This is a genomic window from Nocardia sp. NPDC003269 (genome assembly GCF_042888005.1).
In the GTDB taxonomy this organism is placed as follows: domain Bacteria; phylum Actinomycetota; class Actinomycetes; order Mycobacteriales; family Mycobacteriaceae; genus Nocardia.
Map to the genome: position 1 here is coordinate 706249 of NZ_JBIAPA010000001.1, position 14323 is coordinate 720571.

The 14323-nt window shown below is 70.5% G+C and carries 13 protein-coding genes; 3 read left to right on the plus strand and 10 right to left on the minus strand.

Annotated elements, in window-relative coordinates; all coding sequences use genetic code 11:
- Positions 1–6: 6 nt before the first annotated feature.
- The 3 genes from ACFYWJ_RS03180 to zapE form a co-directional block, all read right to left on the minus strand.
- A complete protein-coding gene (locus ACFYWJ_RS03180) occupies positions 7–534 on the minus strand; it encodes a hypothetical protein (RefSeq protein ID WP_355270769.1) in 528 nt (175 codons plus the stop codon).
- Positions 531–1466 carry a DUF4129 domain-containing protein gene (locus ACFYWJ_RS03185; RefSeq protein ID WP_355270768.1) on the minus strand — a complete coding sequence of 312 codons (936 nt, stop codon included), beginning with the start codon at positions 1464–1466 and terminating at the stop codon, positions 531–533. The genes ACFYWJ_RS03180 and ACFYWJ_RS03185 overlap by 4 nt, the downstream gene beginning before the upstream one ends.
- A gap of 138 nt (positions 1467–1604) precedes the next feature.
- Positions 1605–2570 carry a cell division protein ZapE gene (gene zapE / locus ACFYWJ_RS03190; protein WP_355270766.1) on the minus strand — a complete coding sequence of 322 codons (966 nt, stop codon included), beginning with the start codon at positions 2568–2570 and terminating at the stop codon, positions 1605–1607.
- A gap of 63 nt (positions 2571–2633) precedes the next feature.
- On the opposite strand from zapE, the gene ACFYWJ_RS03195 reads away from it, so the two are divergent.
- A complete protein-coding gene (locus ACFYWJ_RS03195) occupies positions 2634–3296 on the plus strand; it encodes a transcriptional regulator (RefSeq protein ID WP_355270765.1) in 663 nt (220 codons plus the stop codon).
- On the opposite strand, the gene ACFYWJ_RS03200 is transcribed toward ACFYWJ_RS03195, so the two are convergent.
- From ACFYWJ_RS03200 to ACFYWJ_RS03230, 7 genes are read right to left on the minus strand one after another with little or no spacing between them, the layout of a single operon-like run.
- A complete protein-coding gene (locus ACFYWJ_RS03200) occupies positions 3266–3706 on the minus strand; it encodes an NUDIX domain-containing protein (RefSeq protein ID WP_355270763.1) in 441 nt (146 codons plus the stop codon). The genes ACFYWJ_RS03195 and ACFYWJ_RS03200 overlap by 31 nt on opposite strands.
- A 10-nt stretch (positions 3707–3716) precedes the next feature.
- On the minus strand, positions 3717–4886 hold the full coding sequence (locus tag ACFYWJ_RS03205) for a lipid-transfer protein (RefSeq protein ID WP_355270761.1): 1170 nt from the start codon (positions 4884–4886) through the stop codon (positions 3717–3719).
- Positions 4883–5305: a MaoC family dehydratase gene (locus ACFYWJ_RS03210; protein ID WP_355270759.1), complete on the minus strand. Its 423-nt coding sequence runs from the start codon at positions 5303–5305 to the stop codon at positions 4883–4885. The genes ACFYWJ_RS03205 and ACFYWJ_RS03210 overlap by 4 nt, the downstream gene beginning before the upstream one ends.
- Positions 5302–6246, minus strand: a complete 945-nt coding sequence (locus ACFYWJ_RS03215; RefSeq protein WP_355270757.1) for a MaoC family dehydratase N-terminal domain-containing protein — start codon at positions 6244–6246, stop codon at positions 5302–5304. The genes ACFYWJ_RS03210 and ACFYWJ_RS03215 overlap by 4 nt, the downstream gene beginning before the upstream one ends.
- Entirely contained in the window at positions 6243–7406 is a 1164-nt protein-coding gene (locus ACFYWJ_RS03220; protein ID WP_355270755.1) for an acyl-CoA dehydrogenase family protein, read from the minus strand. The genes ACFYWJ_RS03215 and ACFYWJ_RS03220 overlap by 4 nt, the downstream gene beginning before the upstream one ends.
- A complete protein-coding gene (locus ACFYWJ_RS03225) occupies positions 7391–8473 on the minus strand; it encodes an acyl-CoA dehydrogenase family protein (RefSeq protein WP_355270753.1) in 1083 nt (360 codons plus the stop codon). Before ACFYWJ_RS03225 ends, ACFYWJ_RS03220 begins: the two co-directional genes overlap by 16 nt.
- Before the next feature lie 4 nt (positions 8474–8477).
- Positions 8478–10601 (minus strand): acyl-CoA dehydrogenase, encoded by a 2124-nt coding sequence (locus ACFYWJ_RS03230; RefSeq protein WP_355270751.1) that lies wholly within the window; start codon positions 10599–10601, stop codon positions 8478–8480.
- 127 nt (positions 10602–10728) lie between these two features.
- Here ACFYWJ_RS03230 and kstR point away from each other — a divergent pair, with 127 nt between their 5' ends.
- Positions 10729–11343: a cholesterol catabolism transcriptional regulator KstR gene (gene kstR / locus ACFYWJ_RS03235; protein ID WP_218720591.1), complete on the plus strand. Its 615-nt coding sequence runs from the start codon at positions 10729–10731 to the stop codon at positions 11341–11343.
- Between the two features lie 312 nt (positions 11344–11655).
- Positions 11656–14226, plus strand: coding sequence for a trehalose-phosphatase (otsB, locus tag ACFYWJ_RS03240; protein ID WP_355270749.1), 2571 nt, complete (start codon positions 11656–11658; stop codon positions 14224–14226).
- Positions 14227–14323: the final 97 nt, after the last annotated feature.

The following is a 14323-nucleotide window of genomic DNA, read 5'->3' on the forward strand; positions in this document are numbered from 1 at the left end:
AACCCCTCACATCGTCTGCAATCGGCGCAGGATCTCGTCCAGCGCCTCCCTACCCGGCGCGCGACCGGTCTGGTCGCGCAGTGCGGAATTCGCCGGGTCGACCCAGCGCCACAGTTCGGGACCGAACTGCAGTTGCCCGGCCACCTCGGTGGCCCGCCGGTTCTTGGCTACCCGCAATCCGGTCGACAATTCGAATTCCTTGGCCAGCAGGGGCCGCAGGTGGCGGTCCCAGTCGGCGCGGGTGCCGTCGGCACGGGCGGTCAGCATCTCCGCGCGCGCGTGCCAGCGGCCGAGCATCTCGGCCGGGCCGTTGTCGATGTACTCGGTCAGCGGTTCCTCGCGCACCACGCGCTTGCGCAGCGACCACAGCAGCGTGGCCAGCGCGATCGCGACCGGCAGGGCGACGGCGAGCAGTACGGTGTCGCGGGCCATCCGCACCAGCGCGACCTCCATCAGCAGCACCACCACGACCGCGATGACGATGACGGCCGAACGGCTCATCGCCGCACCGGATTCCGGCGTTGTGGCGCTCATGCGGGTACCAGCCTTCGCTGCAGGTCGGACAGGACGATGCGCAGCAGCTGTTCGGCGCGCATGCGCTGCCATTCGAGCATCGAGTGCGGGCTGAACCGCGCCTCCTCGAACAGCGCGACCAGCTCGCGCGCCGAAGCGTCGTGCAGCACACCGCTTTCGAACGCGCGGGCGAGCACTTCCATGGGGGTGTCGGAGGCCTGCGGACGGGCGGCGCGGTCGCTGGACAGGCCGCGCTCCATGGCCACGTAACAGGCGATGATCGCGGTGCGCGGGTCCTGGCCCGGCGCGTTCATCGCGGCCAGGCCCATCTCGGCGGCCCTGGTGAGCGAGTCGACCGCGCTGGGGGTGACCTCGGGTGCGGCCGGGGCGGCCTGCACCGGCTCGCGGCGCGTGGCCATCGCGACCACGACGAGCCCGAGCAGGGCCACAACGATCAGCACGACGGCCAGCACCGCGGCGATGATGAGCGCGGTGCCGGTGAGTTCGGCGGCGCCGGTGCCGGGATCGGGTGCGGGCGCGTCGGTCGGGGTCGGGACGGGACCCGAGCCCTCCGGCAGGGTCTCCGAGGCCGGGCGCATCGGACGCGCTCCCGGCAGCAGGAACAGTGCGGTGACGCCGCCCGCGAAGACCAGCGCGATCACGGCGAGGACGATCGGTCCGAGCAGGGCCAGCCTGCGCCACCGGAAGCGCGGTGTCGCTTCACGTTCGGCTTGCGGCATGGCCAGCGGGAGACGATGCTGACTGGCGATCACCCCGGCGACCAGGATCACGACCGACACCAGCAGCAGCACCGGCATCACCGCGACCAGCAGCGGCGAGGGCGTGCCGTTCGATTCGGCGGGCCCGGCACCGGGGAGATAACCCCGCAACGCGATCGTCGCGGCGGCGAGCAGGGCGATCACGACGATCGCACGCGGAATGGGCTGACTCACCCCGATCACAGCTGTACCACCAAACCCCAGAGCCTGCACAAAACAGCCACATAGTTACACGCCGAGTGGTTCGCTCGGGAGGAAATCGATAGTTTGGATGACCTCCCTATTTATTGTCCCCCCGAATTCCGTGTCTTGTTACGCGCCGCGAACGATCGCCGCGCCGACCAGGGGCAACTCACCGAGTCTGCTCGCGGTTCTGGCCAGGTCGGGCACCGCGGGGACACCCGCCGTCAGCATCGTCACCGGCTCGGGCGCGTGGATCGTGCAGGGCAGGTCGGCGTCGTAGAGGACATCGACGAGATTGACCAGGCGCATCGCCCAGTCCGGCGGCACCTCGCGCAGCGGGGGGACCGCGCGCACCGTCCAGCGGCGGAATCGGCCGGTCAGGCGCAGGTAATCGGCGGCGCTGGTCGGCGCGCCGCACAGGTGCGCGAAGTCGAAGGTGACCGCGTCGCCGTCGACGGCGCGCGCCCGCACGGTCCGGCCGTCGCCCAGGTCGAGATCGACGCCGTCGTCGGTGGGTTCGTCCGGCGCCAGCACGTAGCGACCGGCGACGAAACCGCTGTCGCGGTGGGCGCCGATGGTGCGGTAGTCCAGCCGTCCGTCGAGGGTGACCACGTCGAGGTGGGCCAGGATGCGCTCGATGGTCGGCACGAATCGGTCGTGGAACAGCGGGTTCGGCAGCAGCTCGCGCGGCGGGTAGTTCGAGGTGACGACCAGGGTGCGCCGCTCGGCGAACAGGGTCTCGAGCAGGCGGGCGATGAGCATGGCGTCGCCGATGTCGTGGACGTGGAACTCGTCGAAACACACCAGATCGGCGTCGCCGAGCAGGTCGCCGACGGCCCGTTCGATGGAGCCCAGCGTGTGCGCGGCCGTGTGCAGCGCGGCGAAGAAGGTGTGGAAGTGGAAGCGGCGCTTGCGTTCCGGCGCCGCACTCGCGAAAAAGCGGTCCATCACCATCGTCTTGCCACGGCCGGGCCTGCCGTGCAGGTAGACGCCGCGATGACGCCTGCGCGGCCTGCCGTGGCGATCGAGCAGCGCCGCGAGCGCGTCGGCCGCCGCGACCTGCGCCGGGTCCAGAGCAACCGTTCCTGATGTCATGCCGACCTCCTCGTCCTCTACAGTTGTAGAGGATCGATGGAACGACGACCAGGGAAGGTGACGATGTCCACAGACCGCCGCGCACAGCTGGTGACCGGCGCGATCGACCTCATCGCGACCAGCGGAATCCGCGCGCTCACCCACCGCGCGCTCGACTCCCGGCTGGGACTGCCGCTCGGCTCGGCGTCCTATTACTTCCGCACCAGGCAGGCGCTGATCGAAGCGGTCGCCGACGGCATCACCGCGCGCTCGCGCGCCGACTTCGCGGCGATGCGCGAAGGGCCGGGCTCCGGCAAACACGCAGCGCAGGCCGGGCTCAGCCGCCAGGGCGGGCACCCGGACGACATCGCGCGCGGGGTCGCGGGCTGGCTGGATCAGCTGCTGGACCAGCGGCGCAACGAGCTCATCGCCCGGCAAGCGCTGATCGTCGAGGTGCTCGCCGATCCCCCGGTGCGGTCCCGCCTGGCAGGCAGTTTGTTCTCACTGGACCGGGCCACCGAGTTGTGCACCGCCCTCGGCGCGGTCCGGCCCCGCGACTCGGCGGGCGACTTCCTCGCGCTGCTCGAAGGCCTGGTCTTCGATCGGCTCGCGGGCACCCGCGCCGACCTACCGGCAGGTACGCCGGACAGCGTCGAGCAACTCACCCGCCCGCTGTCGATATTCCTGACCGGCGTCGCCGATTCGGCCGCATCTGATCAGGCGCCTGCCCAACCGAATTCGGAATAGGGCTCGTTCGAATTCAGCGCGGCGATTCCGAGCGCGGAATACTCGATCAGATCCGCGGGGAGTTCATGCGGTGTAAACCACTGCACCGCATAGCATTTATCGGGTTCCCGATTGAAAGGCTCGCCCTGCCACCGATCGGCGCGGAAGAACAGCCCGAGGCGCGCGTCCCGGCCGGGCGCGGTCACGTGCGCGACGTGGATCAGCCGCAGCGCGGCGGGGTCGATGTCCACCCCGACCTCCTCCGCGGCTTCCCTGGCGGCAGCTGCCGTCACCGACTCGCCGAGCTCCACCTTGCCCGACGGCAGATGCCATCGGTGGTCGTACTCGTCACCGCTGCGGCGCAGACTCAGCAGGAGCGCGCCGTCGCGGATCAGCAGTAGGTGGACGTCGACCAGGTGGCGTGGGGTCACCCGGTCGAGCCTACGAAGTGAGGACCAGCCCCGAGGTGGGAACGCCGGTGCCCGCGGTGACCAGGATGCGCTCCAGGTCCTCGACCTGGTTGACCGAGGTGCCGCGGATCTGGCGCACCGCCTCGGCGATGCCGTTCATGCCGTGGATGTAGGCCTCGCCCAGCTGGCCGCCGTGGGTGTTGAGCGGGAGCCTGCCGCCGATCTCGATCGCGCCGTCGGCGATGAAGTCCTTGGCCTCGCCACGACCACAGAAGCCCAGCTCCTCGAGCTGCATCAGCACGAAGGGGGTGAAGTGGTCGTAGAGGATCGCGGCCTGCATGTCGGCCGCGCTCAGGCCGCTCTGGGCCCACAGCTGGTCACCGACGAGACCCATTTCCGGCAGGCCGGTCATGGCGTCGCGGTAGTAGCTGGTCATCACGTACTGGTCGGCGCCGCTGCCCTGGGCGGCGGCCGCGATGATCGCGGGACGCTGCGGCAGGTCGCGGGCGCGCTCGGCGCTGGTGACCACGATGGCGACGCCGCCGTCGGACTCCTGGCAGCAGTCGAGCAGGTGCAGCGGTTCGGCGATCCAGCGCGAATCCTGGTGCTGCTCCAGGGTGATCGGCTTGCCGTAGAAGAAGGCGTTCGGGTTCACCGCGGCGTGCTTGCGATCGGCCACCGCGACGGCGCCGAAATCGGCGCTGGTCGCGCCGGTGACGTGCATGTACCGGCGGGCCACCATGGCGACCTGCGCAGCCGGGGTGCCCAGGCCCTGCGGGTAGGCCCAGCCCGCGTCGATGCCCGAGGACGTCGGCGCGGCCGCCAGCGCGGGCGAGAACTGCCCGAACCTGGCGCCGGAGCGCTCGTTGAACGCGCGGTAGGCGACCACCACGTCGGCGACGCCGGTGGCCACCGCCATCGCGGCCTGCTGCACGGTCGCGCAGGCCGCGCCGCCGCCGTAGCCGATGTGGCTGAAGAACTTCAGGCTGGGGATGCCGACCGCCCTGGCCACCGCGGCCTGGGTGTTGGTGTCCATGGTGAAGGTGGTCAGGCCGTCGACGTCGGCGGGCGTGAGCCCGGCGTCGGCCAGTGCCGCGCTGACCGCCTCGGCGGCCAGCCGCAGCTCGCTGCGGCCGGAGTCCTTCGAGAAATCGGTGGCGCCGATGCCGACGATGGCGGCATGCCCGGACAGGCCCGTCATGAGTTCTCCAAAGAGGGAAGGGCGATCACCGCGGTCGCCGTGATGTGCTCACCGAGGCTGTCGCGGCCGCGCACATCGATGGTGACCAGCGCGCCGGACACCGCGGTGACGGTGCCGGAGAGGGTCAGCGTGTCACCGGCGTACAGCGGCACGCCCAGCCGCAGCGCGATCGACTTCACCAGGGCGGTGGGCCCGGCCCAGTCGGTGACGAAGCGCTGCACCAGACCGGTGTCGGTGAGGATGTTGACGAAGATGTCGCTGGACCCGCGCTCGACCGCCTTGTCGCGGTCGTGGTGCACGTCCTGAAAATCCCTGGTGGCCAGGGCCGTGCTGATCACGAAGGTGGGATCGGCGTGGATCACCAGCTCGGGTAGCGAGTCACCCACCGCGACGGCGGTGGGTTCGGTCGTGGCGGTCACTGCGCGGCCTCCCAGTAGGGCAGAACGGTTCCGTCGGCTAGCTTTTCGAAGGCGACCCGGACGGGCACGCCCACGGCGACCTCGCCCGGTTCGATGCCGCGCAGCTCACCGAGCATGCGCACCCCTTCGTCGAGCTCGACCAGGGCGACGACGAACGGCAGCTCGCGGCCGGGCACCTTCGGCGCGTGGTGCACGACGAAGCTGAACACCGTGCCGGTGCCGGCGGCGACGACGTAATCGGTGGTCTCCGCCTTGTCCTGCCACAGGGCGGGGATCGGTGGATGCCGCAGCGAACCGTCGGGCAGGCGCTGGATCCGCAGCTCGCCGATCTCGGTACCGGCCCAGAAGAATTCGGTGTCCTTGGAGATGACCGGGCCGACCCGTTCGGCGGGCGCGACCGCGATCTCGGACGCCGCGGGCGCCTCCTTCGCGGCGGGCACGAACTTCAGGATGCGGAACAGCATCTCGGTGACCACCTCGTCACCGACCGACCAGGTGGTGGTGAAGGTGAGGAACCAGCCGTCGCCGAGCCCGGTGCGCTTGGGGCCCTTGAACTCCGAGAGCCGGCTCGAGACGGTCACCTCCTCGCCCGGCCGCAGGTAGCGGTGGTAGGTCTGCTCGCAGTTGGTGCCGACGACGGAGGTGAAGCCCGCGTCGTCGAGCAGCTGCGTGGCCAGGCCGAGCGGGTCGTCGGCGGTGCGCACGCCGTGCAGACCGTTCATCGTCCACACCTGGGCCATGGCGGGCGGGGCGACGATGCCGGGGTGACCGGCGGCCTTGGCTGCTGCCTCGTCGACGTAGATCGGGTTGGTGTCGCCGATCGCCTCGACCCAGTTGTGGATCATCGGCTGGTTCACCGGGTCGCGCCCGGCCCGCGGCGCGGACTCGCCCGCCGCGGCGAGTTTCGACAGTGCTTCCTGCACGCCCTGCTCCTTGTTCATCGGGGGACGCGCGGCAGTTCGAGGCCGGCGGAGGCGACCAGTTCGCGCATGATCTCGTTGACGCCGCCACCGAAGGTGACGACGAGGTTCTGCTTGGTGCGCCGGTCCAGCCAGCCCAGCAGTTCGGCGGTGCCGGGCTCGGCCGGATCGCCGAAGCGGCCGATGATCTCCTCGACCACGCGGCCCGCTTCCTGCAGCGACTCGGTGGAGAAGATCTTGGTGGCCGACGCGTCGGCGATCACGGTGTTCTGCGCCGCGGCCGGGTCGGCGGCCGCGACCTGCCAGTTCAGCAACTCGTTGAGCCGCACCATGGTCCGCACCCGGCCCAGCGCGCGCCGCACCTCCGGCTCGCCGAGCAGCTGATGCTGCGCCGACCAGTCGTGCAGGCGGTCGTAGAGCTGCTCGATCTTGCCCGACGGGCCGAGGCTGACCCGCTCGTGATTGAGCTGGGTGGTGATCAGCCGCCAGCCCCGGTTCTCCTCGCCGACCAGCATCTCCGCGGGTACCCGCACGTCGTCGAAGTAGGTGGCGTTGGTGTGGTGGGCGCCGTCGCAGGTGATGATCGGGGTCCAGGAGTAGCCCGGATCCTTGGTGTCGACGATCAGGATCGTGATGCCGCGGTGGCGCGACTCCACCGAACCGGTGCGGCAGGCCAGCCAGACGTAGTCGGCCTCGTGCGCGCCGGTGGTGAAGATCTTCTGCCCGTTGACGATCCAGTCGCCGTCGCCGTCGCGCACCGCGGTGGTGCGCAGCGCGGCCAGGTCGGTGCCCGCTTCGGGTTCGGAGTAGCCGATCGCGAAATGGATGTCACCGGACAGGATGCCGGGCAGGAACTTCTGCTTCTGCGCGTCGGTGCCGTACTTCTGCAGCGTCGGGCCGACGGTCAGCAGCGTCACCAGGGGCAGCGGCACATCGGCGCGCACCGCCTCGTTGAAGAAGATCTGCTGTTCCATCGGGCCGAAACCCTGGCCGCCGAATTCCTTCGGCCAGCCGACGCCGAGCCAGCCGTCGCGGCCCATCCGGCGCACCACCTCGCGGTAGGCGTCGCCGTGCCGGTTGACCGCCATCTCGGCGTGTTCCTCGGGCGTGACGAGATCGGCGAAATAGGAACGCAATTCCTCGCGCAACCGCCGCTGTTCGGCGGTCAGATCGATGAACATCTTGCTCCCAGAAGGTCGAGGCGCAGGCCCTCGCCACCGAGCAGACGGGCGAGATCCTTGGCCTGTGAGTAGTAGCGGTGCATCGGGTGGGTGATATCCACACCCAGTCCACCGTGCAGGTGATGACATTTCTGCATGGCGCGCGGAACTTCGGCGGCCGCCCAGTAGGCGAGCACCTCGAGATCCTCGTCGATACGGTGCTGGTGTTCGGGCGACGCGTCGTCCTGAGCCAGGGCCCAGGACGCCGATTCCGCCGCCACGTGCAGGGTGCGCGAGACCACGTACAGATCCGCGATCTGCTGGGCCACGGCCTGGAATTCGGCCAGCGGCCTGCCGAACTGTTCCCGGGTGCGCACGTGCTCGGCGGTGAGCGCGAGCGCCCCCTTGAGCAGGCCGTCGGCGACCGCGCCGATGGCGGCCAGCGCGTACCGGTGCAGCCGGGGCAGCACGTCGGCGGGCAGCAGCTGGTCGGCGGGGATCTCGACGTCGTCGAGCACCACGGTCGCCTCGGGGATGCCCGCCGAGCCCTCGACCGGCAGGAGCGTGAGCCCCGGCGCGACCGATTCCACGAGCGCGACGCCCGCGTCGGTGGGCACCAGGATCCAGCGCGCCTGTTCGGCGTAGATCACGCCGACCTTGCGGCCGGTGATCCGCACGGTGTCACCGTCGCGGACCGCCTTGGTGGTCGGCGCGGTGGTGAACGGCGCGCCCGGCTCGCTCAGGGCGGCGGTGAGCACGGTGCCCTTGCCGACCTCGGCGACCACGCGGCCTGCCAGTTCGTCCGACAGCGACGGCAGCAGCGGCAGCACGCCGAACCCGAAGGTCGGCAGCGCCGGTACCGCGACGGCGTCGGTGGCCAGCTCCATGAGCAGGGCCGACACCTCGAGCAGGCCCATGCCGTCGCCACCGAACTGCTCGGGCACGGCGACCGCGAGCAGGCCGGAGTCGATCAGGCTCGGCCACAATTCCATATCTCGGGCCTGCTCACGTTCGAGCAGGCTCACGACCACCTCGGCTACGGCGTCGGCGCTTTCGTCGCGGGTGAAGTCCACGGCGTCCTCCCTCATCGAGCTAACTGTCCGCATCGCGCGGCAGGCCGAGAATCCGCTCGGCGGCCACGGTCAACAGGATCTGCTCGGTACCGCCCGCGATGGAGAGACAGCGTGTGAGCAAGAATTCTTTCAGGGCTTCGTCTTCCAGGGAGCCTTCTCGATCGGAAAGCTCCAGGGCGTACTCCGCCAGGTCCTGCCGGTGCCGGACACCGACGAGCTTGCGGACGCTGGCTTGGGCGCCCGCGTCGACGCCCGCCATCGTCGCCACCGCGATGCGCTGCTCCAGCAATGAGCCTGCGATCGAGGAGGTGATGAGCTCGCCGAAGCGGTCCTCCCGCAGTTCGGTTCCCCATCCGCCGACCGGGAAACGGTCCAGCAGCGCCTCCAGCGCGCCGCCGATACCGCCGCCGCCCATGGCGACACGTTCGGCCGACAGGGTGGTCCTGGCGATCTTCCAGCCGTTGTTCAGCGCGCCTACCAGCCCCTCGTCGGGGACGAAGACCTCGTCGAGGAAGACCTCGCTGAAGCGGGCCTCCCCGGTGATCGTCACCAGCGGGCGCACCTGCACGCCCGCGGCGTGCATGTCGACCAGGAAGTAGCTGATCCCGCGATGCTTGGCCGCGGCGGGATCGGTGCGCGCCAGGCAGATGCCCCAGTTCGCTTCGGAGCCCAGCGAGGTCCACACCTTCTGGCCGCGCAGCACCCAGCCGCCGTCGACCTTCTCGGCGGTGGTGCGCAGCGCGGCGAGGTCCGAGCCTGCGCCCGGCTCGCTGAACAGCTGGCACCAGGTGACCTCGCCACGCAGGGTCGGCCAGACGAAGCGCTCGATCTGCGCCTCGGTGCCGTAGCGCAGCAGGGTCGGCACCGCCCAGCCGGCGACCGCGAGGTCGGGGGTGGTCAGCTCGGCGCGGCGCAGCTGCTCACCGATCTGCAGGCAGGTCATCGGATCGGCTTCGCGCCCATACGGTTTCGGCCAGTGCGGCATCACGAAGCCGCCCTCGACCAGGGCACGCTGCTGCACCTCGGGCGAGAGCGCGGCGATGGCGGCGATCTCGGCGGTCAGCGCGGTATCGCCCGCCACGTCGCCGAGCACGCGCTCGGCGCCGGTGGTGCGGCGCTGCCCGGCCCTGGTGAGCTCGGCGACCCTGGCCCGCCAGCGGGCGGACCCGCCGAGCAGCTGCCGCAGCGCGCTGGCCCGGCGCAGGTAGAAGTGCGCGTCGTGCTCCCAGGTGAAGCCGATGCCGCCGAGCACCTGGATGGCGTCCTTGGCGGTGTCGACCGCGGCGTCGAGCGCGGTGGCCGCGGCGACGGCGGCGGCGATCGGCAGTTCGGCGCCGCCTTCGTCGATCGCGGCGGCCGCGTCGGCGGCGACGGCGCGGATCAGCTCGGTGCGGCACAGCATCCAGGCGCAGATGTGCTTGATCGACTGGAAGCTGCCGATCGGCTTGCCGAACTGCTCGCGGACCTTGGCGTAGTCGACCGCGGTGCGCAGGCACCAGCCGGCGACGCCGGCCAGCTCGGCGACCGCGAGGGCGACGAACAGGTCGGTGACATCGGCGGCCGCCTCGAAGCCGCGCGCCGCCGCGACGGGCACGTCGGCGGCGGTGACACGGGCCAGCGGCACCGTGTGATCGCTGTTCGCCAGCGTGGTGATCGTCACATCGGCCGCCGGGATCAGCAGCCAGCGCACGCCGTCGACGGTGTTCGCAGGCAGCAGCACCTGGGTGTCGGCGTCGGCGCCGTAGACGAAGTCCCACGTGCCGGTGACGGTCCAGCCGTCGTCGGTGCCGACCGCCTTCGCGGTGGGCTCCTCGGTCGGCACGGCGATGCCGCACGGGGCACCCTCGGCGACCGCGCCCCGGGTGATCAGCGCGGCCAGCGCGGTGGCCAGTACCGGACCGCCGACCAGGTCATCGGCTGTTTGTTCCAGCAGCACGGCCAGGTCGGCCACGGTGCCGCCCAGGCCGCCGTGCTGTTCGTCGAGCGCGACCTCGAACAGGCCGAACTCGGTCAGCGCGGGCCAGTACTGGCGCCAGCTACCGGCGCCGCCGGCCCGCATTGTTGCAATCGGCGCGACCGAACTCGCCCAGCCCCGCAGCGACTCCGCGGCGGCTTTATGCTCGTCAGTGGTGGCGATGGTCACAAGAAAAACCGCCCTTCCGGCGTGGCTCCCACTCCTAGAACATGTTCTAATATCCGGGCCGGGTGTAAGTCAAGAGACCTACACTTGGCCCGTGTTTTCAGGCGCTCGCAGCGAAAGGGTTTCCACGATGGACAGTCCGGCCCCCACGCCCACCGTGACGACACTGTCCGAGGACGAGCTGAGCTCCAACGCGCAGCGGGAGCGCCGCAAGCGCATCCTCGACGCCACCCTGTCGCTGGCCTCCAAGGGCGGCTACGACGCTGTTCAGATGCGCGCGGTGGCCGAGCGGGCCGATGTCGCCGTCGGCACCCTGTACCGGTACTTCCCGTCCAAGGTGCACCTGCTGGTCTCGGCGCTGGCCAGGGAATTCGAGCAGTTCGAGGGCAAGCGCCGTCCGCTACCCGGCGACGGCCCGTCCGAGCGCATGCACGGCCTGCTCACCCAGATCACCCGGATGATGCAGCGCGACCCGCTGCTCACCGAGGCCATGACGCGCGCGTTCATGTTCGCCGACGCCTCGGCGGCCGCCGAGGTCGACCGGGTCGGCAAGGTGATGGACCGGGTCTTCGCCCGCGCGATGAGCGACGGCGAGCCCGACGAGCGTCAGCTCGCCATCGCCAGGGTCATCTCCGATGTGTGGCTGTCCAACCTCGTCGCGTGGCTCACCCGCCGCGCTTCGGCGACCGACGTCACGGAACGGCTCGAGCTCACCGTCGACCTGTTGCTGGGCGATCGCGGATAGACCACAAATCACCCACGCCCGTTGACACGCGTCGGCTGCGCGTCTTCCCCTGAGAAGATGCATAGCCGACGTCGCATATGCGGAACCATGCATCTACCAGCCCCGCGGGCCTCCCCGACCGGCCCGCGGGCCCGATGAGCTCGGCGAACACGGTCCGCCCCGATGGGCGAAAGGCCCGGAATTAGCGGCGCGGTCGCGAGCAACCGGCCGACACCCGAGCGCACAACCCGCCGCGCCGCTCGCGCGGCAAAATTGACGCAGTATTGTTTTTCGCGCCCCCTGATCAACTCCTCCCATCACTAGGTTGGATGCGTGAGCGCACAGGATCTGCCCTTGGATGTCCGCCGTGCACTGGCGTCGGTTGCGCGCGTGCCACGGCTCTTGGTTGCCTCGGACTACGACGGGACTATTGCCCCGATCGTGTCCGACCCCGCGAAAGCGTTTCCCCAACGGGAATCGGTCAGCGCCTTACGCGCGCTGGCGGGGTTGGCCAACACGACCGCCGCGGTGATTTCCGGTCGGGCACTACGCGATCTGGCCGCGCTGTCGCGCCTGCCGGTCGAGGTGCAGCTGATCGGTAGTCACGGTTCGGAGTTCGACGTCGGCTTCGTGCACGCGATCGACAACGACGCCAAACAACTGCTCGCCGAGATCCAGACCGCCTTCGCGCAGATCGCGGCCGAGAACCCCGGTGTGACCGTCGAGTCGAAACCGGCAAGCGCCGCACTGCACGTGCGCAACGCCAGCCCCGAGATCGGCAGGCGCGCACTGAACTCCGTGCGCCAGGGCCCGGCCTGCTGGGTCGGCGTCCAGGTGACCGAAGGCAAGGCGGTGATCGAGCTCGCGGTGATTCCCACCGACAAGGGCACCGCGCTGGACACCATCCGGCATCAGGAAAGCGCCTCGGCCGCAGTGTTCTTCGGTGACGACGTCACCGACGAGAAGGCGTTCCGGGTGCTGTCGGGTCCCGACGTCGGCATCAAGGTCGGCGACGGCGAGAGCCTGGCCAAACTGCGGGTGAGCTCGACCGAGGACGTGGCGCGCGCGCTGGCGTTCCTGGTGGAGGAGCGCCGGACCTGGCTGGCCGGTGCCAGCGCGCCCCGGATCGAGCGGCTGAGCATGCTGGCCAGCCCGCGCTCGGTCGCGCTGCTCACCCCCGACGCGACGGTCACCTGGTTCTGCCACCCCGAGCCGGATTCCGCGGCGGTGTTCGCGCACCTGCTCGGCGGCGCGGGCGCCGGCCACTTCACGGTGGCGCCGGAGCGGGCGGGCCTGCCGCTGTCGCAGCGGTACGTGGACGGCACGATGACCGTCCAAACCCGCTGGGCCAGTTTGCAGGTCACCGATTACCTGCCGCACGACGTCGCCCCCGACCGCACCGACCTGACCCGGGTGATCACCGGTGACGCGAAGGCCGTCGTGACCTTCGCGCCGCGGCCGGAATTCGGCCAGGTGCCGGTGCGCATCGAAGCGGTGCCCAACGGCCTGCGGGTCAGCGGCACCAACGATCCGATGGTGCTGCGCTCGCCCGGCGTGGAGTGGGAGATCTCCTCCGACGGCACCAACGAGCAGGCACGCGCCGTCGTCGATCCGGCCAGCGCGCCGGTGATCCTCGAATTGCGCTGCGGCACCGCCGATCTGGCCCCCTCGATGACGCCGGAGCACCAGCGCCGTCAGCTGGCCGAGCAGTACTGGTCGCAGTGGGCGGCCGGGCTGCAGCTGCCGCCGCTCAAGCCGGATCTGATGAAGCGCTCCGCACTGACCCTGCGCGGGCTCGTGCACCGCCCGTCCGGCTCGATCCTGGCGGCGGCCACCACCTCGCTGCCCGAGGACATCGGCGGCGTGCGCAACTGGGACTACCGCTACTGCTGGCTGCGCGACGCCTCGCTGACCGCGCAGGCGCTGGTGACGCTGGGCTCGCTGACCGAGGCCGAGGAGTTCCTCGGCTGGGTGCACCGGGTCCTCGACACCCTGCCCGGCCCGGAGCGCCTGCACCCGCTGTACACGATCTACGGCGAGACGCTGCCGCCCGAGGCCGTCATCGACCTGCTGCCGGGCTACGCCGGTTCGCGGCCGGTGCGCGTCGGCAACGCGGCGAACATGCAGGTGCAGCTCGACGTGTTCGGGCCGATCGTCGACCTGATCACCTCGATGGCGCACGAGCGGGAACGTCAGGGCGCGGTCGAGGCGGTCAAGGCGCTGCCCGACGCCGACTGGGAACTGGTGCACGCCATGGTCTCGGCGGTGCAGCGGCGCTGGACCGAACCCGATCACGGCATCTGGGAGATCCGCGGCAACCCGCGCCACCACGTGTACTCGAAGGTGATGGGCTGGCTCACGATCGATCGCGCGCTGACCCTGGCCGCGCGCTTCGACCGCCCGGTCGATCCCGAGTGGGCGACGCTGCGCGACACCATCTCCGAGGAGGTGAAGGCGAAGGGCTGGAACGAGGAGGTGCAGTCCTACACCGCCGCCTACGACGGCACCGACCTCGACGCCGCGACGCTGCACATCGGCCTGAGCGGGCTGATCGACCCGGCCGACCCGCGGTTCGCCGCCACGGTGGTCGCGACCGAGGCCGAACTGCGCAGCGGCGCGACGGTCTACCGCTACCACCACGACGACGGCCTGCCCGGCGGCGAGGGCGGGTTCCACCTGTGCGCCGCCTGGCTGGTGGAGGCCTACCTGCTCATCGGCAGGCGCTCCGACGCCGAAGCGCTGTTCGCCCAGCTCGTCGCGGCCGCCGGGCCGACCGGCCTGCTGAGCGAGGAGTACGACCCGGTCGCCGAACGCTCCCTCGGCAACCACCCCCAGGCCTACAGCCACCTCGGCCTGCTGCGCTGCGCCCAACTGCTCAGCCAGCCCGCCGACGTCCTGGTCTGACGGATCACCGCAAAGCCGGGCTCGGACTCCGAGCCCGGCTTTTCCGTGTGGTTCGTACCGAGTACTCGTTCCTGCTAAAGTAAAACGGTAACGATTT